This window comes from Chitinophaga sp., from assembly GCF_039596455.1.
Classification (GTDB): Bacteria; Bacteroidota; Bacteroidia; order Chitinophagales; family Chitinophagaceae; genus Chitinophaga.
The window spans coordinates 1,785,811-1,808,750 of sequence record NZ_JBCNJR010000001.1 but is presented as its reverse complement, the minus strand read 5'-3'; the positions used below and the strand labels follow the sequence as shown (position 1 = coordinate 1,808,750).

10 protein-coding genes are annotated in these 22,940 nt (G+C 53.0%); 2 read left to right on the top strand and 8 right to left on the bottom strand.

Translation table 11 applies throughout. The features are described 5' to 3' along the window. Positions 1–37: 37 nt before the first annotated feature. The 5 genes from ABDW36_RS07450 to ABDW36_RS07430 form a co-directional block, all read right to left on the bottom strand. A complete protein-coding gene (locus ABDW36_RS07450; RefSeq protein WP_343701252.1) occupies positions 38–3,487 on the bottom strand; it encodes a PVC-type heme-binding CxxCH protein in 3,450 nt (1,149 codons plus the stop codon). Positions 3,488–3,515: 28 nt separating this feature from the next. Then, on the bottom strand, positions 3,516–5,081 hold the full coding sequence (locus tag ABDW36_RS07445) for an MFS transporter (protein ID WP_343701251.1): 1,566 nt from the start codon (positions 5,079–5,081) through the stop codon (positions 3,516–3,518). 79 nt (positions 5,082–5,160) lie between these two features. Beyond that, complete coding sequence (locus ABDW36_RS07440) at positions 5,161–5,862, bottom strand: DUF3823 domain-containing protein (RefSeq protein WP_343701250.1); 702 nt, start codon at positions 5,860–5,862, stop codon at positions 5,161–5,163. A gap of 16 nt (positions 5,863–5,878) precedes the next feature. Then, positions 5,879–7,786, bottom strand: coding sequence for a RagB/SusD family nutrient uptake outer membrane protein (locus tag ABDW36_RS07435; protein ID WP_343701249.1), 1,908 nt, complete (start codon positions 7,784–7,786; stop codon positions 5,879–5,881). 15 nt (positions 7,787–7,801) lie between these two features. After that, on the bottom strand, positions 7,802–10,993 hold the full coding sequence (locus tag ABDW36_RS07430; RefSeq protein WP_343701248.1) for a TonB-dependent receptor: 3,192 nt from the start codon (positions 10,991–10,993) through the stop codon (positions 7,802–7,804). A gap of 352 nt (positions 10,994–11,345) precedes the next feature. Here ABDW36_RS07430 and ABDW36_RS07425 point away from each other — a divergent pair, with 352 nt between their 5' ends. Both ABDW36_RS07425 and ABDW36_RS07420 read left to right on the top strand, forming a co-directional pair. Then, on the top strand, positions 11,346–14,465 hold the full coding sequence (locus ABDW36_RS07425; protein ID WP_343701247.1) for a two-component regulator propeller domain-containing protein: 3,120 nt from the start codon (positions 11,346–11,348) through the stop codon (positions 14,463–14,465). Between the two features lie 26 nt (positions 14,466–14,491). Further along, positions 14,492–15,250: a response regulator gene (locus ABDW36_RS07420; RefSeq protein WP_343701246.1), complete on the top strand. Its 759-nt coding sequence runs from the start codon at positions 14,492–14,494 to the stop codon at positions 15,248–15,250. A gap of 15 nt (positions 15,251–15,265) precedes the next feature. On the opposite strand, the gene ABDW36_RS07415 is transcribed toward ABDW36_RS07420, so the two are convergent. The 3 genes from ABDW36_RS07415 to ABDW36_RS07405 form a co-directional block, all read right to left on the bottom strand. Further along, positions 15,266–17,683, bottom strand: a complete 2,418-nt coding sequence (locus tag ABDW36_RS07415) for an ABC transporter permease (protein WP_343701245.1) — start codon at positions 17,681–17,683, stop codon at positions 15,266–15,268. Between the two features lie 216 nt (positions 17,684–17,899). Further along, positions 17,900–19,474, bottom strand: coding sequence for a RagB/SusD family nutrient uptake outer membrane protein (locus ABDW36_RS07410; RefSeq protein WP_343701244.1), 1,575 nt, complete (start codon positions 19,472–19,474; stop codon positions 17,900–17,902). Between the two features lie 24 nt (positions 19,475–19,498). Next, a complete protein-coding gene (locus ABDW36_RS07405) occupies positions 19,499–22,876 on the bottom strand; it encodes a SusC/RagA family TonB-linked outer membrane protein (RefSeq protein ID WP_343701243.1) in 3,378 nt (1,125 codons plus the stop codon). Positions 22,877–22,940: the final 64 nt, after the last annotated feature.

Below are 22,940 nucleotides of genomic sequence, written 5' to 3'. Positions count from 1 at the left end.
ACATCGGATAAACATTTTCATATCTGGAGTAATTAAGTTATCTGGTCACCTGCATAATTCCGTTCATACCACGCCAGTGGCCGGGGAAGGTGCATACAAAGGGATAGTCGCCCGGTACCCTTGGGGCGGTAAACCTGAGCGTCACCGTTTCTCCCGGGCTCACCAGGCGGGTTGCCCAGAGTACTTCCGGTACTTTGGGCACGTACTGCATTTGAGATGCCTTAGGATCACGCACCATGGCATCTGCGGCGGCGCCTACCTTTTGCAGGGAGCCGGGTTTGATGATGAGCAGGTTGTGCTGCATACCGTCAGGGTTCTCCAGGCGGATGGTTACCTGCTGGCCGGCCTTTACGGCAATCTTCTTTTTGTCATACTGCATGATGTCTTTCACCACTTTAAGGTCTATCACCAGCGGCGGCGCCGCGCTTGCCCCGGCAGCTTCCGTAGCTTTAGCCACGGGCCGGTTCAGCTCCAGCGTAATGTTCTGGAGGCCGCCGGCAAAGGGGAACCGCCCGTTGTAGTCTGCAATGTGACTATCTTCCAGCACATCTTCCCCGGCCCGCACCGGCGCCTCCGGCGCAACGGTAAACAGTGCAGGGGCTTTGGCGCGGGCCACTTCCTTGCCGTCTATCAGCAATTGAATGCTGCCGTTTTTCAGCAGGGTGGCGCCGGCTTCGAACTTGTCTGGCAAGGGCCCGGTGGTACTGGCTTTATAGGTAATGCCTTTCTGGTTCACAACCATGTGCACGGCGCCGTCGGCAATATAAAGGCCGTAGCCGTTCTGCCCATTGCCGTGCGCCAGTATCATACCATTCAGCGCGCGTTCCCTCGGCTTGCTTACCATGGCTTTGATGGATATCTCTTTTCCTGCCGCGTCTGCAGAGAAAGGCGTGCCGCCCCTGTCTACCTTGTAAGCAGCATGATGGAGGCCTTTAAGAATGGCGGTCCTGAACGCATTGCTGCCTGCGGTCTGCAGCGCGGCGGCGGCCAGGAAACCTTTTTCATGGGCAATGGCAGCGGCAAACAATGCACGTGCCAGCCAGGGGTCTTTCGCATTCTGATTGAGGCCGGCGGCTTTATATACCATTGCTCCGGCGGTACCGGAAGCCGGGAAATCTGCCAGTACGCGGAAGGCGGCTACGCGGGCATGCAGATCTTTGTCGTTCAGGATGTTACTTTTAACAATGGCGTCAAGGCCGGCTTTGTTTTTGGGTAATACTTCCACGGCCGCTTTGCGTACGCCTGCCGCAGGGTGGTGGAGCGCCCTGCTCACAACGGCCATGGAGGCGGCGTTCAGCTCACCTAAACCGTGCAGCGCCCAGAGGGCATGTACGGCGGGACTATTCAATCCCACTGCGTCTACCTTCTGATTGTTGATGATCTTGTACAGACCGGGTATTACCTCCAGCCGCTTACCTTCCACCAACAAACGCTGAGCCGTCATTCTCCAGAACATATTGTCGTTCTCCAGCGCGGCCAGCAGGGCCGGTGCATCCGAAGCAGATAAATGAAGCGGCTGGTACGGTTTTGCATCTTTGTACACAACGCGGTAAATGCGGCCATGCGCCGAATCCCGCAGGTTGCTCTCGAAAGCGTTGCCCTTGCCGTGCGGCTGCTCTGTAAAGGGCAGCACTGTTTCCCGCGGGGCCTGCTCTTTTACGAATACATTATGCTGGATGATGAAGTTGTACCAGTCTGCTACCCACACCGCGCCATCAGGGCCGGTTTGCGCCTGCACAGGGCCAAACCATTCATCTGAGCTGGCCAGCAGGTTCCAGCCGTCTGCTTCGCGGAAGCCCGCGCCATCCGGCTCTATGATAGCATTATGCACCAGGCGCACAGTAGGCTCGTTCACAAAGGCCACCCTGTTCCAGTACTCTTTCGGGAAACTGCGGGCGGTGTAAAAATGGTGGCCGGTGGCGGAAGTGAAACCGCCCACCACATCTACCTGCCGGAGGTTAGGCGTCATGGCATGCACATCGTAGTGGCCGTCTATCTTCTGGATGGCGTCCAGCGCCTCCTGGCTGCCGGCAGCACGCTGCATATGCCGGGCGGGCATGGAATAGTATGCGCTGTGTGTGTTGTTGGCGGTAGAAATAAATACATGGTTATCTTCCGTGAAGCCAAGCCCCCAGGTATTGTTGGAACTTTTGGCCAGGAACTCAAAATCGCTCCCGTCAGGCTTGAAGCGGTATACGCCCATGGGGAAGCGGAAAGGCTTTCCGCCTATCTTCCCGTCAAAACCGGAGTAACCCACCACACCCCATATCTTGTTGTCAAAGCCGTATTGCAGGTTGGAGGGGCCGGCATGTGTGTCTTGCTTGCCCCAGCCGGTCATCAGCGTTTCCCTGACGTCTGCCTTGTCATCCCCATCCGTATCTTTCAGAAAAAGAAAATGCGGGGCCATAGACACAATGGCACCGCCATTGGTCAATACGATGCTGGTAGGGATGTTGAGACTGTCCGCAAACACGGTGAACTTGTCTGCCTTGCCATCTCCGTCCGTATCTTCACATATCTTGATGCGGTCGTTGGCCACACTGTCTATTTCAGTAAATGCATTGGGGTAATCGACAGACTCCACTATCCACAGTCTTCCCCTTTCATCCCAGGTCATGGCAATGGGTTTGGTAATATCAGGCTCCGCTGCAAACAGCGCTATATCAAAACCTGCCGGCATTTGGGTGAGTTTATTGGACTCCGCGGGGGAAAGCGCCTCCTGCATTTTAGGCACCAGGTAACGGCGGGTGTAGTCTGAAATAGTATCCGACTGGTAAATGTCCACATCAGGAATATTGAGGGCCGCCACCCGTTGCATCACCTCATCTCCCATTGCCCAGCATATACCGTTGCGGAGCATGTTCAGAAAATCACGGTTCTTCCAGGTATCGTCACTGCTGCCATAGGCGGTGTAAAAGACACGGCCCCGGCCCTGTGTACGCGTCCAGGTGGTAGGTTCTGCACTTCGTTTAGTAAGTACCGTTATATCTGATGCCAGCTGCTGGTGCGAGAGCAATGCATCTTTGGTGAAAAATGTATGCACCCCCTGCATTACCGCGTGGGACGGATTTTCTATTTGCATGGCGGCAGCTCCTTCCCTACTGTTCTTCAGGCGGCCGCCAAGAGCGCCCGCATACCAGGCGGAGTTTAAAAAACTGCCGGAGGCGGAGTTGAGCAATATCAGCCCCTTCCCGCCTTCTACAAAACCTTTCAGTGCCGCTTCACCGGCGGCCGGCAGCGCGGGAAAGTTACCATGAATCACCAGTGCGTCATAATGCGCCAGCCGGGCAGGCGTCAGGTCATTCAGCGAAGCGGTAAAGGTGAGGTTGATGCCGCTCTTGAATAATTTGGTGGCCATCCAGGTGGCGTGTTGCGAGGTACCAGCCTGCCCCAGGAACAGAATTTCCGCTCTTCCTTTTTTCTCCATTGTGGAATATGCAAAAGAACATGCTACCACTACCAGCAATAAAAATCCAATTCTTTTCATCTTCTCTTTCTATTTGAAAAAACAATAATCACTTTGGCTGCTTCAGCCGGGGAAGCAGCACGGCCCTGTACCCGCCTTTTGACCGGTAATACAGGATCATAAAAACATAGGCCGCCAGCATCACTACGGGAAACAGCGACACGGTGCGCAATGCGTCTTTCTTGGCATTTTCCTTTACGGCCTGGATGGTGGCCAGCGTTTGCGGTGCGGCGGTGGTGAGTTTGTCGGGGTCTATCACCAGGTAATCACCAAAGAAGCTGGTGCGCTGCTCTGTCACATAGGTGCTATGCAATGCGGTGCCGTTTAGCGCATCATATTTTTCCAGGTTGGCATCCAGTTGCTTATCCTGCACAAAACCAAGTACTACCGCGCCAATAACGCCAACGCCCACCTGCCCCACGGCGCCGGTAAAGTTGAGCGCCAGCACGCCCCCTCTGGGAAACTGCTCCGCCACTACGCCCAGCATGGTGCCCCATAAAAATGTTTTGCCCAGGGCGTACACGGTGGCCGCCACAATGATCATAAAACCGGCGGCATAAGAAAGGAACTGCAAACCGGCAATGGCTATCAGCGCGCTCAATGCCAGCAGGCCCAGCGGCGCAAAGCGGTGTACGAAAGGGCCTGAATAAAAACGCAGCACCGCCATGATGAGTGATGTATAGATCAGCACCCAGCCGCCACTCAAGCCGGCTTTCGCCATTTCCGGCGTCATGAGGTCTGTGATCCAGCTATCTGTACCCAGCTCTGTGGTAGCCAGCAATATCATTACCAATAGCAACAATATGAACATCGGCCGCCCCCAGGAACGCACCACCGCGCCCAAGATGGCAGTAGCCGCCAGGGTGATCACTATTTTACCGGTAAGTGACCAATCCAGCAAGCTGCCCAGCTGAAACGTGCACAGGCTGATAATGATGAACATGCCGCCTATGCCTACTTCCTTCACCATATCAAGGTAGCTGACACCGGCCTGCACCCGCTCGCTGACGGGGAAGCTGCGTTTGAAGATCATACCGCCGTACAACAGCACGGGTACCAGTATTACACCAATGATCCACTCCCAGCGGAGGCCGCCGTGCATCATGGCAATACCGGCAAGCCCGGCCAGCACCAGCCCTGTAGGCCAGCCTGCGTGCAGGATGTTGAGCCACTTGGTTTTTTCATGGGGGTACATGGTGGCTACTACGGGGTTTACCACAGCTTCCGCCGCTCTGTTGCCCAGCGCAAACAGCAAAGTGCCCCAATACAACATCCAGTAACCACCGGCCATAATGGTGAGCAGCACAGACAGCACATGGCAGGCAAAAGCAAACACCATGGCCATTTTATATCCCACCTTGTCTATGATAAGGCTGAACAGCACAATGCTGATGCCGAACGGCCAGAAGCTGACACCGAAAATTTCTCCCTGCTGCGTTTTGCTGAGCCCGAACTGAACGCCCCAGCCATCCATAAGAAAAGAGCGGAACACAAAGCCGAAGGCGGAGGCCACCAGTACGGTAAAGCAGCCCCAGAAAAGAATGCGGTGGTTTTCCTGATGGTGCGCTGCCTGTACCTTTATCTGCTGCCCCGCTGCTGTTGATGCTATGTCCATTGAATCCGATTAAGATACCGGAACCGGATGGCTACCCACGTGTCCACGTTCTGCGGGCAACCACCGGCCGGTATTATCTTTAAAGCGAGAGCTTTACAACTGGTGAAAAAATCATGTCTTCCACACCGGCCACCTTCAGGCCGATGCGCGCAAATACGTAAGATTGCGCGGGCACCAGCGTTGGTACGGTTACCGTCATGGATACATTGTTCGGGTCCGTAATATTGCCGCCGCTGATAGATGCGGAAGCAATGCTGTAGTTGGCGCCGTTGCCGGACACAAAGGCGGTTTTGTTGATGTAGAGGTTCACTCTTTCTATGTTACGCGCGCCGGTACCGGTAATAATCTTTTCTATTTTGAAAGTACCGGTCACCTTGCCCGCCGCCGCGCTGAACTGATGGTCCCTGATCATATAAAAAGGCGTTACTTCCAGGTCAAGCTCCTTGTTGCCGCTCATATTCACCACTACGGTATCTGGCGCGCCAGCTGCGTTTTTCTTCCAGAGGAAAGGCCCCTGGTTGTCAGGGATGATGAGTTTGTACTCCCCGTCAAAAAGCAGCACGGAGAAAGTACCTTCCTGTGTGAAGGTGGTGTTGCTCACCGGCCCCACCTTGCCGAAGCCGAACTGGTAGAGCTGAAACGGCACCTGGTTAAACTCCAGATGAATGGGCTCTCCCTGGTATACCACGCGGCCGCTCAGTTTGGACGTGGGCGGGTCATAGTTGTCTTTCTTGCAGGCAAATAGCGTAAGAGCGCCTACTAATATTGCGAGTTTTTTCATGATGTCATTTTTACGGTTAGTCCTGGTTGGGTTGTTTCACAATTTTGGGATTGTTGGAACGGATGTCATCATTGATGAACGAGTAGTAGTTCCCGAGCAGGAACCGGTTGGTACCCGTTACCAGGGACGATTTTACTACCCTGTACGTCCACTTGCCGTGGTTGGCGCCACCGGGGTTGTGCACCTTGTAAGACCACAGCGCCCAGGGCTGGGTGTTCCGCTTGGCAGCGGAGCCAATGTTGGAAAGCAGGTCCGATTCCGACAGGGGCACGCCGTCCCACAGCGTATGAGCCCTTCTCCAGCGTTTGTTGTCAAACAGCACGTGCCCTTCAAAAGAAAGCTCGGCGCGGCGTTCATGTACAATACGGTCAAATGTAATGTCTCCGGCGGCCAGGGGCACCACCAGCCCGGCACGCTTGCGCACTTCGTTCATATACCCTGCTGCTACATCTGCCTGGCCCAGCTCAAAAGCAGCTTCTGCGGCATTCAACAATACCTCCGCGTAGCGGTAGCGGATGAACGGCACTTCACTGCCGGTACCCCGTGAGCCGGAGCCTATAGCAGGATCTATGTACTTGCGGAGGTAAAAGCCGGATTGGGCGGTGTGTTCCTTGCCGGTGATGGGGCCGTCAAAGCCTACTACCTGCACGGGAGAGGTGGTGCCGGGCAATACCTTTTGCTGGCCCCGGTCATCTCCGGTTACAATGCCGCCGTCTCCCAATATGTAGCCGGCCCATATGTCTACAGGGCGGCCTTTAAAGGAAGTGCCGGGCAGCATTACCGTGCCTCCAAGGCGGGCATCACGGCCGGCAAAAATATCCAGCTGGTTGTTATAGTAGATGGGATTGCCGTTGCCGTCTTTTACGGGAAGAGGCGCAAAGGTGTTGTCCAGCTTTTCAAAACTTTGCACCAGGTTGAGTGAGGGGTTGATGCGGCCGCCTTCTTCTTCCTCCGCGCCGAAACGGGGCTGGTTCCACTGCGTGAAGCCATGTACCTTGCCGCTTTTCAGCTTGAAGTCTTCAATAAAAATAGACTCAGGATTATTGCCTTTATCGTAAAAAATAGCGGCAAAATTCTCCTGCAGATCGGTTTTGAAAGTATACAGGGCATAAGCGCCGGCAGAACCGCTGATTATTTCCCGCGCCAGCGTGAGAGCTTTGGTGTAATATTCATTGGCCTTTGCCGCGGGTATACCCACTTCGCCACCGGGCAGGCTCACCTGCGGGGTATTCACACCATATTTGGCAATGGAGCCTGCATACAGGGCGGCGCGTGCAGCCATGGCCAGCGCCGCGCCTCTTGAAGCGCGCGATTTTACGGAAACATCTGCCGGCAGGTCCATCTTGATGGCTTCCGCTTCGCTGATCACAAAATCATACATTTCTGACTCCTTTGCGCGCGGATGCTGCAGGTAGGTAGGGTCTCCCTTGTAATCGTACTCCATAGATTCCAGGATCAGCGGCACTCCTCCCATTCTCTTCGTCAGCTCAAAGTAGAAGTTGGCCCGCAGGAACCGGCCTTCCGCCAGGAAGCGTTTCTTGTCGTCTGCAGACAACTTTTCCGCCGCCTCACAGCGTTCCAGGAACAGGTTCATTTCGCGGATGTAAGCATAGTCCCAATTGCTCCAGCTGCCATATCCCCAGCCGGTACGCCGTACAATGTCAAGGTCTCCCCCGTTCTGGGACGGGAAACTTTCACTGAAATCAGCCATAGACTGCCAGCTTTTCACCGTTGAAATATCCAGCTGCCGGCTATACAGGTTGGCCAGGATGGCAAGCGCCTGCGCAGGGTCTGACAATGCCTGCTCGTTCGTGAAAATATTGGTGGGCTGAACGTTCAGGAAGTCACTTTCCTTTTTGCAGCTGCCCGCCCCTGCAATGGTAGCGGCCAATACTGCGGTATATAAAATATTCCTTGTGTGCATAGTGGTAAGATTAATTTAAAAGGACAGGTTAACGCCTACATTGAACACCTTGCTCTGCGGGTATTGCAGTCCGTTGGTTTCCGTTATTTCCGCGTCTGTATCATACTGCCGCATATTATCCAGCGAGAACAGGTTGAACGTGTTCACATAAAAACGGGCGCGCTGCATTTTAGCCCTGCTCACGAGAGACGCAGGCAGTGTGTACCCAATTTCTATGGTTCGCGCGCGGAAATAGCTCACATCATGCCCCCAGAAGGTAGACCAGCGGTTGTTGCTGTGCCCGTTGTCGTTGTAGCGCAGGGCCGGGTACTTGCCGGGCACCCAGGCGCTGTTGCGGTCAAACGGGTCTGTTCTGTGCCAGCGGTCTGTGAATATCTTGTTCAGGTTACCATCGTTAACGAAAGGCACTTTCATTTCCCATTCCTGGAACCAGGTAAAGTGGGAGGCTCCTGAAAAATCCGCGGTAAAATCAAAACCCTTCCAGGTGGCGCCTATCTGCAAGCCGAAGTTCATATTGGGCGTACGCCAGGTAGCCCAGCCAATGGGGCGGCGGTCATTGTCAGTAATTCTGCCGTCTCCGTCTACATCCTTGTAAATGAGGTCTCCGGGCAGCAGCGTTCTGTTGCCTTCACCATCAATATTAACCGGGTAGTTGTTGATCTCTTCCTGTGAAGTGAACTGGCCTATGGCTTCCCATCCCCATTCAAAACCTTGCACACGGCCTTCATTGGAGGAAAAATAACGGTCTACCGAGTTGAAGAAAACGGGGTTGTAAGATTTAAGGAACTTGCCGCGGGAATAAGACACGTTACCGCCGATGGTCAGTTTTACATCCCCCAGGTCTGCACGGTAGTTCAGTGAAAATTCCTGCCCGTAGCGCGCATCACTGTTGATGTTCTCATCCGGCAAGGCATACCCCAACTCCGAGGGCATCAGCACGTCAGATTTCCGGCCGCGCAGGCCTGTTCTCTTCCGGTAGAAATAATCGTAGGAGCCGTTGAGCTTGCCGCCAAAGAGGCTGAAGTCAAAACCTGCGTCAAAAATGGAGCTTTCCAGCCAGGAAATATTGGTAATGGGAATCCCCCTGTCACGGGAACCCAACACTACCTTGCCGTCAAGGATAGCCATGCCTACGTTGTATCCATAACCTTCCAGGTAGGCAAATTCGCCCAGGCCCAACGCCAAACCGTCATCTCCCAGTAAACCGTAAGAAGCGCGCAGCTTGAGGTCTGTCAGTACCTTGTTGTTTCCCAGCAGGTTTTTCATGAAAGATTCTTCTGTAATACGCCAGCCGGCTGACACGCTGGGGAAATAACCCACCCTTTTACCGGGAGCAAAAAGGTAGGAGGCATCGCGGCGCATAATGCCTTCCAGGAAATATTTGTTGCCGTATACGTAATTCAGGCGGCCCGCAATACCTGTTCTGGCCTGGCGGAAGTCTTCATCCGTATAAGTATCTGCCGTATTAAAATAGATGAGCGGCAGGTTATTGGAAATGGGCACGGCATGTATCCAGTTCCGCAACCGCTGGTTCCTGATACGTTCAGATACTATCATGGCAGAAACCGTGTGCTTGCCAAAGGTCTTGTTGTAGGCGAGGCTTACCTGAGAGCTGATGTTGATCACCTTCTCCTGGTTACGCTCCCTCCAGGGGTTGGTACTGCCGCCGGTGCGGGTGTAGGTGTCGTTGGCGGGATTGTAGGTATATGTGTCGTACGTGTATTCGTGGTTATTGAGTAAATTATCTGCAATGTAATAAGAGTATAATCCGGAAAGCTTGAGGCCGTCAATGCCGGGTATTTCCCACTCCGCATCAAGATTCATCTGCAACTGCCGCCATTCGCTCTTGAACTTGCCGGCGTACTGGGTATTGAGGTAACCCCAGTTGGTCTCATTGTGCTTGATGTCATTAAGGTACTGCGGGTTATCATTGGCGTAAGGCCTTTCCATAGGCGTGTTGCGGAGAATGGCAAAACGCGCCTGCCAGTAGTCGTCTCCGCCCGGCACGCCCGGGTTGTCCCTCGTTTCAATGCGGCCGTTGATAGAGCTGCCCACTTTCAGGCCATTGGCTACCCTGGCCGTGATATTAGACTGTATGTTGGTCCGTTCAAATTTATACTCGCGGCCCAGTACAGAGTTCTGGAAAGTGCGGGTGGCAGAAACGTAGTACGTTACCTTATCCGTACCGCCGGTAAAGTTGAGATTGTATACATTGAGCGGCGTATTTTCTTTCACTATAAAATCCCGCCAGTTAAAGCTCTTGTACCCGTATTCCGTACCTGCTTTGTATTTGGCCAGCTCCTCAGGGGTAATGTTGGTGGTGATGGGGTTGGCGCCAATTGCAAGGGTGCGGTTCATTTCCGCTTCCGCGCGCAGGCTCATGTATTCGTAAGAATTGTCCAGCACGTTTATGAAGCGCGTCCAGCTTTGCATGCCCAGGCTGACATCAAGATTGATGGAGCTGCGGCTGCCCAGCCGGCCTCTTTTGGTTTGCACTACCACTACCCCGTTGGCGGCGCGTACGCCGTAAATAGCCGCGGCCGCATCTTTGAGGAAGGAAATGCTTTCGATGTCCTGTGCGGCGATATTATTGAACTGTCCTGCATCCTGCTGCACCCCGTCTATCACGTACAGGGGCGCGCCCATGTTGCGTATCTCTATATTGGCAGAGGCTCCCGGCCTGCCGTCAGGCATGCGGAAAGACACGCCGGGCACCTTGCCCGCCAGCGTGGTACTGGTAGTGGCGCCGCCCCGCACATTACCGATGTCTTCCGCGGATACCACGGAAATAGCATTGGTAAGCGATTGTTTTTTGGTAGATCCATAACCCACCACCACCACGTCTGTAAGGTCTGTAGCGGAAGATTGCAGCACTATGTTCAGGCTGCTGCGGCCTTCCACGGCTACCTCCTGGTTTTTGAAGCCTACCATGGTAAACACCAGTATACCGTTCGGTTTTACGGAAATAGTATAGGCACCGTCTGCGCTGGAGAGCGTGCCGTTGCGCGTGCCTTTTTCGTAGATGGTTACGTTGGGTAATACCGCGCCCGCACTGTCTTTTACCGTACCGGACACTTTTACGGCTGTTTGTGAAAAGGCGGGGCTGAGAAACGATGTACATGCCAGCAGCAACAACAGCCACAATTTACCGGCGCTTCCGCCGGAACGGCATGTTGTAAAGTGGAATGAGTGTTTAATTTCTTTCATAATGTGAAATGGATTTTGGTGATGAGGAAGACATGGTATTCCCTCCAGGCTGTTTTCACTGTTTAAAACGCCAGTCAATTGTTTGGAAATAATCAGCGGAATTGAATACAGCGCACACGCCGGGTCTTCATGGTATCAATTCCATCAACGTGGGTATCTTCTTTTGTTTCTCTAAGGCATCTGCTGTGCTAACCGGTTAATCAACTTTTGAATGCGGGTCAAAGAAAGAACAATCTTTTTACAGGCATTGGTCAATTCATTTCATTCTTTCGTTAAAATGTAACAATTTCGAATTGCTATAAACATTATGCCTTTATAATTATATTTGGACAAAGCGCGTAAACAACTCCTGTTGAAATACAAATTCCACATCCTGCTACTGCTCTTCGTGCTTTCCGCCCGCGGGGGAACAGCACAGCAATATTATTTCCGGCATTACCAGGTGGAAGACGGCTTGTCTCACAACACGGTATTTTCTGTGCTGCAAGACCGGCGGGGATTTGTATGGATAGGCACCAAAGACGGCCTGAACCGGTTTGACGGTAATATCTTCAAAATATTCCGTCACGTACCGGGAGACAGCACCAGCATTGGCCACAACTTTGTATTCAACCTCTGTGAAGATACCAACGGGCAGATATGGGTGGGCACCGGAGACGGCCTGTACCGGTATATAGCTGTTACAGAAAGTTTTAAACGCGTGGAAAGCTCCGGCCATGGTAACATTGGCGCCCTGCATTGCGATACTGCAGGGCATGTGTGGTACATCTTCGGCGGCCGCGTGATGCGGTACGATCCCCTGCGCGACACCACCATTCAATACGAAAAGGCCGGCGGCCTGGATGGTATTACAGACATGCACCGGGCCAAAGACGGTACGCTGTGGCTGGCCAACTACCAGGGCATGGTAAGCTGTTTTCAGCACCCGGAAAAAAAGTTTGACCTGTTTAACCGCTCCCCGCGTTCCCTGAGCCGCCACATCTGCCGGATCATGGAAACGGCCGGCGGCAGCCTGCTGGTAGGCACGGCTAACCAGGGCCTGAAGCTGCTGCATACCAATACAGGCCAGTATGAAGACCTGCTCTGCTACAACCCTGATGAACTGCCTGTGTACGTGCGAGACATTCATCATTATAATGGAGATGAATACTGGATAGCCACAGAATCAGGCATATACATCTACAACCTGGCCACCCGCCGCTACATCAACCTCCGAAAGCAATACAACAACCCCTATTCCCTGTCAGACAATGCCATCTATTTCCTGGAAAAAGACAAGGAAGGCGGCATGTGGGCCGGCACCTATTTCGGTGGGGTGAACTATTACCCCCGGCAGTACACCTACTTTGAAAAACACTTTCCTGACAACAGCAGTAACTCCATCAGCGGCAACGCCGTGCGTGAAATATGTGAAGACATGTACGGCAATGTGTGGATAGGCACGGAAGACAACGGCATCAACAAGCTGGACCCGGCCACCGGTAAAATCACCCAATACACCCCCAGCCAGAAAGGCCGGAGCATTTCACACACCAACATACACGGACTGTATGCGGAAGGCAATAACCTTTGGATAGGCACGCTGGACAATGGAATGGACCAGATGGACATCCGTACCGGCAAAGTAATACGCCACTATTCCGCCAGCCCGGAAACCTTCCGCGACAATTTTATTCTCACCTTTCATAAAACCCGTACGGGGCAATTGCTGGCAGGCACCGGCCGCGAACTGGCCCGTTACGATACGGCCCGCGCCAACTTTGTGAAGGTGGAGGAAGTGCCGTACAGCAATATCCGCTCCATTGTGGAAGACGGAGAAGGCACCATCTGGGTAGGCACGGCAGGCCAGGGTATATTTTACTACAACACCCACACCGGTCTGAAGGGGCATTACCAGCATGACGAAAAAGACCCTTGCAGCCTCATCAGCAACACCATCAATACCCTGATGGTAGACAGCCGGCAAAACATCTGGGCTGGCAGCGAGGGCGCCGGCCTCAGCATGCTCAACAGGCGCAGCAATTGCTTCACCCACTACGGCACGCAACACGGCCTGCCCAGCGGCTATGTGTTCAAAATACTGCAGGATAACAGCAACCGCATGTGGATCACCACCTCCCGCGGGCTGGCCTGCCTTACGCCCGCCACCGGCGAAATGCAGGTGTACACCAGCATCAACGGCCTGCTCAACGACCAGTTCAACTACAACTCCGGCTACAAAGACAAAAAAGGGAAAATGTACTTCGGCAGCGTAAAAGGCATGATCAGCTTTTACCCGGACCGTTTTATGAAAGACACATTCACTGCCCCCATCTACATCACGGGCTTTCATCTGCAAGACGGGGAAACCAGCCTCAACCATAAAAAAGCCATCCTCTTCACCAGGAAAATAACCCTTCCGCATTACCAGTCTTCTTTCAGTATAGATTTTTCCGCCCTCAGCTTCACCGCGCCGGATATGATCTCCTACGCATACAAAATGGAGGGGCTTGACCGGGAGTGGACATATCTGAAAACCAACCGGCTGGCTTACTTTACAGACCTCAAACCAGGCCAGTACACCTTTATGGTTACCACCACAGACAATAACGGCCGGCTGGCGCCGCAACATGCCGCCCTGGAAATAGTGATAGAACCTCCTTTCTGGGCCACCTCCTGGGCTTATTTGCTATACTTCCTGGTGGGCATCAACCTGCTTTATTATTTCATCAGCCAATACCACCACAGGCAAAACCTGAAGCACAAACGCAAGCTGGAAGAGCTGCAGCATAAAAAGGAAAAGGAACTGTACCAGGCCAAAATAGATTTTCTCACCAACGTGGCGCATGAGATCAACACTCCTTTGACCCTGATCAAGGGCCCGCTGGAGCAGGTAATAGAGCACCCGGAAAACATCCGGGCCAACCATCACAACCTGCTCATTATGGAACGCAACACCAACCGCCTGGTGCAGCTTACCAACCAGTTGCTTGACTTCCGGCAAACAGAGTCTACCGGCTTCCGCCTGCACTTCTCGCACCTCAATATTTCCGCTATTCTGCAAGACACATATGATAACTTCAAGCTGCCCGCGCAGCAGAAGAAGCTGCACTTCCGGCTGCGGATGCCCGAAAAGGAACTGTATGCCTATGCAGACGAAGAAGGGATCAACAAAATATTCAGCAACCTGTTCAGCAACGCGCTGAAGTACGCAGAGGCAACGGTGCTGGCAGAGCTGAAGGAAACGGACAACGGCAGCATGCTTCAGCTGGAAGTGAGCAATGACGGGCTGCTGATACCGGAAAATATGCGCGAAAAGATATTTGTTCCTTTTGTACGGCTGAAAGAGAATGAGAAACAGAAAGGCACCGGCATAGGGCTGTCCATCAGCCGCTCGCTGGCAGACCTGCACCGGGGCAGCCTTTCCGTTACACAGCAACACAACATGAACGTATTTATCTTCAGGTTTCCCGTGCTGGCGGTAACATCCTGATTGATTGACCAAAATTTAACCACGCTATGCAACCTACTATTTTGCTTGTAGACGACAATGAGGAAATTGTTGAATTTGTAACTTCCATTCTGCTGGCGGACTACGCTATTCTGACCGCGGAAAACGGGGAGGAGGCCATTTCCATTCTTCATACAGAAAGCGTAGATCTTGTGATCAGCGATGTCATGATGCCTGTGATGGACGGCTTTGAGCTTTGCAAGCGCATCAAAACCACGTTTGAGATCAGCCACATACCCGTTATTCTGCTCACAGCCAAAAACACGCTGCAGTCAAAAATAGAGGGGCTTGAAACCGGTGCGGACGCTTACATTGAAAAACCCTTCTCACCCGCGCACCTCAAAGTGCAGATGGCCAACCTGCTGATGAACCGCCACAAAATAAGGGAGTACTTTGCGCAAACCCCGCTGGTACATATCAATACCATGGCACACACGCGGGAAGATGAGGCCTTTCTTGAAAACATCCACAATTGCATACTGCGGGAAATTGAGAATACGGAACTGGACGTAGAGCATCTCTCCCGCTCCGTGAACATGAGCCGGGTGAGCCTCTACCGTAAAATCAAAGCCATATCAGACCTTACCCCCCATGAGCTGATCAACGTTACCCGGCTGAAAAAAGCGGCTGAACTGCTGAGCACGCAGCAGTATAAAATCTACGAGGTAGCCATGATGGTGGGCTACAAATCACAGACACACTTCGGCAAAAACTTCATCAAGCAGTTCGGGATGAGCCCCAGTCAGTATGTGCTTCAAAGGAAATAAAACGCTCCTGGCAGCCTAGCTTTCGCTTTGCAGTGCCTTCACCGGGTTGGCGGTTGCCGTTCTCATGGTTTGAAAACAGAGCGTGAGCATGGCAATGCCAATGCCTGCCAATGCCGCAGCCAGCCATATGGACGGTCCAAGGCTGACTCTGAACGGGAAATGCTGCAACCATTGCCGTGCGCCCAGCCAGGCCAGCGGCAAGCCCAGCATAATGGCGGCCATTACGGGCTTCAGGAACTCCAGCATGAACCGGGCAGCAATGCTGCCCACACTGGCGCCCAACACCTTGCGAATGCCGATCTCTTTAGTGCGGTGGCCCGCGGTGAGGGCAGCCATACCAAACAGCCCTATACAGGAAATAATAATAGCCGTGAGCATGGCAAAGCGGATGAGTTGTTTGGTCCTTTGCTCTGTATCATAATAGCCGGCAATGGTCTCGTCAAGAAAAGCAAAGCTGAATTTTTGACCGGGGAATACCTGGTCCCACGCCCGTTGAACATCCGAAAGAGCCGAATGGTGCAGCCTGATGCCTACCGTACGTGCAGCGTTGGCGTTGCTGGTCATAAAAAAGGGCGCTATGGGCTGATGTAGTGATGCAGTATGGAAGTCTCGCACCACACCTGCCACCGGGCCCGTTTTGCCGCCAATGCCTACTTGCACCAGCTGGCCCACTGCATCTGCCGGAATGGCAAAACCAAGGCGTTTGGCGCAGGTCTCATTGATCAGAAATTCCCGTATAGTGTCACCCGGCAAGAGATTCCGGCCGGCAGCCAGCTGTATGCCGTATAGGGGTAGCATGTTCTCATCACAAAACTCGAATGCGGACATCACATCTTCGCCCCCAGCCGCCTTTTTAATGCTGGTGTTCCCATGCCGGGCAGAAAGCGGGGCGCCGCGGTGAAGGCTCACCGCCTCCACACCGGGCAGTTGCCTTGTTTTTTCTGCAAACAACCTACCCGCAGCGGCTGAGCCGGCAGGCAGCGGCACTGTCACAATTCCTTCCTCCTTAAAACCAAGGTCTTTATGCATCATATAATGCACTTGTTTTTCCACTATCAGCAGTGCCGTTACAAACACCAGTGAAATGGTGAACTGCGCGGCAATGAGTGATTTGCCCAGTATGCCGCGGAACTGCTGCCGCTGTGCCCTGCCACCGGCCAGCGCCTGCACGGCCCGGGGAGATGAAAGTATATACGCCGGATAAGCACCGGCCAGCAGTACCGTGAACAGTAATGCTCCCGCAAAAAATGCCCAGGTAGATACACTAAAAAGGCGCAGGTGAATGCCTGCCGGCAAAAAGGCATCGAACAGGCGCAGCACCGGGCTAACGAGCAAAGCAGACAATACAATGGCCGCCAGCACTACCAGTGCTGTTTCGCAAAAAAACTGCAGTGCCAGCCCCGTGCGACTACTTCCCATAATTTTACGGATACCGGCGCTTCTTTCTTTTTTAACCGCTTGCGCGGCGGTGAGATTGGCATAATTAATAGCCGCAATCACCAATATAAACAGCGCAACTGCCATCAATATGCGCAAGGTAGGCTGGTGAGCCTTGCGGATATAAGCATCTTCATAAACACTGTTAAAATGCAGGTTGTGCAGCGGCTGCAGCTGCAGGTTGACATTGTGCTCTTCTCCCGGCCCAAAATGTTCTTTTACCAAAGCCGGGAACTGGCTTGCCACCTGTTCCGGACGCACGTTGGGTGCCAGCTTCACAAAAAGCTGCGCATAAGAGTTCCAGTTGCGCCAGTTATGCAGGTCTGTTTCCTCTTTCAAAAAACTGCCGGCAATGGTGGCAAACGAGATAAAATTGCTGAAAGCGAGGTCTGTATGGCCTTGCCAGGCCTTTACGATACCCGTTACCGTAACGCGCAGCGAATCATTATAGATCAGCTGGCGGCCCGTTAGCTGCCGGGGAGCTTCACTACCAAAGTAACGCCGCGCCTCTTTATCTGTGAGCACTACTGAGAAAGGCGCCTGCAGGGCGGTACGGGGGTTACCGGCCAGCCATTCATACTGGAAAATTTCAAAATATCCCGGCTGGGCAATGATAACCGGGGAAGCGGCTTCCCTGGCAGGACTGTCAAATTGCAGCGCATCACCGTCGGAACGGGGGACGGTTACCTTTGCATAATAATTGTAAAAACCGGCGGCCTTTTCAATGCCGGTGAGCGGTTGGTAAGCTCCCGCCACCATCGGCCCGGGCACATAACCGTGATGGTAAAGATTTCCGGCCACCTGCTGGCTGCCCACCACACGGTAAATGCGCTCTTTGGCAGGGTGAAAAGTATCAAACCCCATCTCAAAGCGGGTAATCATAAAAATAGCCAGGCAGGCCACAATGCCCAGCGTTAGCCCGGTAATGTTTACCGCGGCATATGCCTTGCTTCGCATCAAGTTTCTCCAGGCCGTTCTGAAATAATATTTCAGCATAAGAAAAGCATAAAATGTTTACCACAGGCACCGCAGCGGTTGCACGTTATAAAGCTCGCAATTCTCTTTCCCGGCCGGAAAGAAATGTGATGAAAAAGGCTGTTTGCGGGGTGAAGGTTCTTGAAAAAGGGATATTAAAAAAAAGCGAAGTGCCCCTGGAAGCCAGGCTTCCAGGGGCACTTCCAATCAGTGTGGCTGATATTTTCAGGGTACCGGTTACTGCTTGGCCGTCATATACCCCGGCGTCTGGTTCACCAGCGGGTCATTTGTCCAGATGGCCGTTTCCACCGGCCAAAGTATTTTGTAGCCGTTGGTTCCTTTATCAAGCACGCCGTACGGATGCTGTGCGCTTTTGTATACGAGCGGCTCAGTGCCGTATTTCATCCTTCTCAGGTCATACCAGCGTTTGCCTTCAAATACAAACTCCTTGCTCCTTTCGTTAAAAATAGCCAGCTCATTGGCATCCTTGCTCCCGTTCACAAATGGTGAGGGGTCTTTACCGGCGCCCCCGTACGCCCTGTCCCTGATCTGTTTTATGTACTGAGCCGGGTCTTCACCTTGTGCATTCGCAATTTCCGCCAGCATCAGCAAACGGTCTGCCTCGCGGTACAAAGGCCAGTCATCAGAAAAATACCGTTTATTGGCATCAATGGTACCCAGGAATTTCGCCAGCGCCGTGTTTCTCACCGTAGTAACGTAGGGCGTTACGGACGTATTGACCTGGTAATAATCATAAAAAGTAGCATTGCGGCGGGTATCTGCCACATCAAAAGACTGGAAAAATTCAAACTTGTAACGGTAGCGCTGTATGATCTGCTGCGAGTTTACATCAGCAATTTTCAACGGGTCTATGAGGAAGTTGCCGGGGCCGGCGCTCACTGTGGAATCTTTGTAATGCAGGCCGTTGAAGTTAAAAGTGGAATAGGTGAACATGGATACGCCGCTCATTTCCGCTTCACCCACCCGGAAGTTTAAAGACAGGATGATCTCGCTGTTCCGCTTTTGGGCATAGGCAAACACATCCGCAAATTTTGGCAGCAAAGAGTAGCCGGTAACAGCTGTTAAAGCGGACCTGGCTTCCGAAAGGTCTGCCGCCGTACCGTATATTTTGGCAGACCAGAGGTATATTTCGCCCTTCAGCATGCGCGCCGCGTTGGGCGTAAACATGCTTTTGTCTGCAGAGGCAGAGCCGCCAAAGAGTGCCAGAGACTTGTCTACATCGCTTTTCACCTGCGCAAGCACCTCCGCTTCTGTAGCCCTTGCTTTCCGCAGGGCCACCGGGTCAGTAACCCCGTTGAGCACTTCAGCGCTCAGGCGCAGTGGCACCCCGCCATAGGTACGCAACAGGTGAAAATAATAGAAGGCGCGCAATGCATAGGCCTGGCCCAGCAAGAAGTTCTTCCGTTCTTCTGTCAGGAAGGTAACCGGCTCCACCTTCTGGATAAACAGGTTTACCTGCAAAATGGGGCCGTAGAGGCCTGCCCAACTGCTGACGCCGGCAGAGGTTTCCTCCAGCCGCTGTTCCACCACCGGCAGCTCATTGAGGGAAGTATTCTGTACGTCAACATTGCTGAGACTGCCGCCACGCATTTCGCCCAGGCGGTAAAACATAAACTGGTTGTCACGCAGCTGCTTGTGCAGGCCCACCATAAAATTGCTGATCTGCGACTCGTTCTGCCAAAAGTTGCCGTCCCCGAAATAATCTTCCGGCGCCAGCTCCAGTGACTTGTGGCAAGATGTGGCGGAGATGGCCATTATCAGCATCCAGCATAAATATCTGTACTTTATCATGTCAATATTTTTAAGAAGCCGTTATCAAAAAGTAAGGTTTGCTGCAAAAATCAGTTGCGTGGGCACGGTGTAGGCGCTGTTTTGCTCGCCTGTACGTTCCGGCAGCTTGATCATGCTGTTGGTGATGTAGCCAAGGTTCTGGCCGCTCACGCTCAGGTTGAGCGCTGAAATTCTGAGCGGTTTCAGCAGGCGGGCCGGAATACCGTAACTGAGCGATATTTCACGGATGGCCAGGTAGTTGGATTTCACGTAGAACATATTGCTGGGCCGGTCAAAGTTTTTAGTGTTCAACTGGTCTGCCCAGGTATAGCGCGGGTATTTGGCGTCAGGGTTTTCCGGCGTCCAGGTATCTTTCACTATTTCGGTAGCATTAAACTCACCCTGGAAGCTGCCCAGTGCCCACATTTGCATAAAGTCCTGCTGGCTATGGCCGGTAGCAAAGTCAAAACGGGCAAAGAGGCGGAGGCCCTTGTAGGTGAGGGTGGTATTGAAACCGCCTGTCCAGCGGGGCAGTACACGGCCTATCTGCACCATGTCACGGTAATCTATAGTATCGTTACGGTCAATATCTTTCCACATCATGTCTCCCGGTTTAGTGCTGATAAAATTGGTCAGCCCCCTTTCGGTAATCAGCTTCTGGCTGGCTACACGTTTACCTGCTGAAGCCCCGAACTGCACTTCACCAGCGGCCATGTCAATTTTATTGTAGTCCGCCAGGTCTTTCTCATTGCGGATGATGCCATCACTCACAAAACCGTAGATAGCGCCCCACTCCTGGCCTTCCTGCAGACCGCCTACCCATATTACCTTTCCGCTGGCTGGGTCATATACCTGCTGGCCTCCCTGGCGGTTATTCTCGTTGCCGTTGTAAGGCAGCTTCACCACGGTGTTACGGTTATAAGCCGCATTGGCCGCTACCTGCCAGGTGAAATCTTTTTTCTGCACCACCTTGTAAGCCGCTTCCAGCTCCACACCCTTGTTGCGCAGGGAGCCGTTATTAGTGCGGATGCTGGCTACGCCCGCAGAAGTAGGCAGGTTCACAAAGGTGATCTTGTCTGAAGTGAGGCGGTTGTAATACGCGGCCGAAGCGGTGAGCCGGTTATTGAAGAAACCCATGTCAGCACCCACTTCCACTGTATTAGATTTTTCCCACTTCAGTGTAGGGTTGGCCACGCTGGTTTGCAGGAAGCCGATGGTACCGTTGTACGCCGTTTGCGCACCATAAGCGCCTTGCAGCTCATAAATGCCGATGGCGTTGTTGGTACCGATGCCGATGTTGCCGTTGATGCCCCAGCTGCCACGCAGCTTCAGGTAGGAGAGCCAGTTTTTAAGCGGGCTCATGAAACGTTCATTATGGGCCAACCAGCCTATAGACGCAGCGGGAAAGGTACCGTACTGGTTATCTCCAATTAGGCGGGAATACCCGTCGTGGCGAATAGTAAAAGAAGCCAGGTATTTGCCGTCCCAATCATACAGCAATTGCCCGAAGCCTGACATGATACGCTCGCGGGAGTGATAAGAATCCGTGCCGCGCGTTTGGGTGGTAGCATTGTTGAGTGTCAGGCCAAGGTCCATAAAATCATCAGTGGGCGCCAGAGAGCCGCTGGCACTAACACCTTTCTGGTACGCATCAAAAAATTCAAACCCCGCCATGGCGTCTATGTTATGCCGGCCGGCAAACTGCTTTTTGTAACTGGCTATGGCATTGTAGGTTTGATTGATGGTCCTGTCAAATGCAGCAGAGCTGGCCCTTGTTCTGTTCCAGCCGGTATTGGGATTGGTGTAACTGAGCAGGCCCGTACGGAAATCGCGGTTGAAACTCTCGTTGAAGCCTTCGTTGTAATACAGGATGCCGCCCAGCTTGAAGCTGAGGCCATGGCCTGCATCAAAGCGGAAAGCCTGGGAGAAGGTAAATTTGTCCGTCTGATTTTTACGGATGTATTTATCTATATTGATAACCGGGTTACCATCACTGGCGTCTCTGCCTAGTATCAGCTCTCCGGCAGCATTCGTGCCGCGCATGGTGGGCGGCGCAGACAGCATGCGGCCCCAGTAGTTACCTTCGCCGTTGGTAAGCGCCTGGTCCCGCCAGTTGGCTACCGTATATTGCACGCTGCTTTCAGAGGTGAGCCAGTCTTTGATTTTGTAGTCACCATTCAAGGTAAAATTGATGCGGCGGTAGAAGGTTTTGAGCGGAAGCCCCTTTTCATCAAAGTAACCGATGTTGGCATAATACCGTCCCTTGTTGTTACCGCCCGTCATGCCGATGTTATAATCCTGCGAGCTGGCGGGGGAGTTGAATGCATAGTCTCCGTAATTAAAATCCTTATAGATCAGCTCTGCTTGTGTGCCGTTGGGATCGTAAACGCCTGCTGCGTTGGTGGGCAATGGGTCTTTCATCACCTTCCAGCCATCATTCATGTCCAGCAGCTCACGATTGGCATCTGTAAGGCGCATGGTGCTCCATACTGCGCGGGAATCATAATTCCCGTCCAGCACATTGCCCGCCGCATCTTTATAAAGATTGCCGGTACCCCTGGGACCTACCGCCGCCAGTGCACTGGGCGCCAGTGTTCCGTTTTTAATGGCCTCTACTACGGCCCGGCGTTGCCAGGTGATATAATCTTCCGCATTGAGAAATTTGTAAGGAACATTCAGGTAACTGAAACCTCTTTGCGCCTTCAAGGAGATGGACGAGCTCCCTTCCTTGCCACGTTTGGTGGTGATGAGGATCACGCCATTGCTGGCGCGGGCGCCGTAAATGGCCGTGGCGGAGGCATCTTTCAATACCTCCATGCTTTCAATGTCTTCCGGGTTAATGTCGCTGAGAGAACCACGCATTTGCCCGTCTACCATAATTAAAGGACTGCCGCTGCCGTCAAAGTTGGTGCCGCCGCGCAGAATGATGTTAGGCAGGGCGCCGGGGCGGCCGGAGGTGGTAGACACCCGCAGGCCCGGAATGGTACCGGCCAGGGCCTGTGCCGGGTTGGCGCGCATCCCCGTTTCCAGTATCTTTTTGTCAAGCTTGGAAATAGAAGATGTGAGTTTGGAACGTTTGGCTGTACCATAGCCGGTAATCACCACTTCATCCATTTTGGACGCACCCGCTTTCAGGCGGATATTTACGGTGTTGCTGCTTCCTACAGTAATTTCCTGCTGTTCAAAACCGATGTAGGAAAACACCAGCACTTCTCCCGGGCTGGCATCAATGGAGAACTGGCCGTTGGCATTGGTCTGCACTCCTTTTTTAGTGGCTTTTATCACCACGTTCACTCCAATAAGCGGCTGGCTGTCATCATCAGACACTACCTTGCCTGAGACCTTTAGTGCCTGTGACCAGGCAGAGCCGGATACCAACAGGCATACCAGTAATAATAAGCCTTGTAATCTAGCGAATTTCATACGGGACGAATTTTGGTTGTATTATGTATAACATAATAAAGGTAGGGAAAATAATCTGATTGTA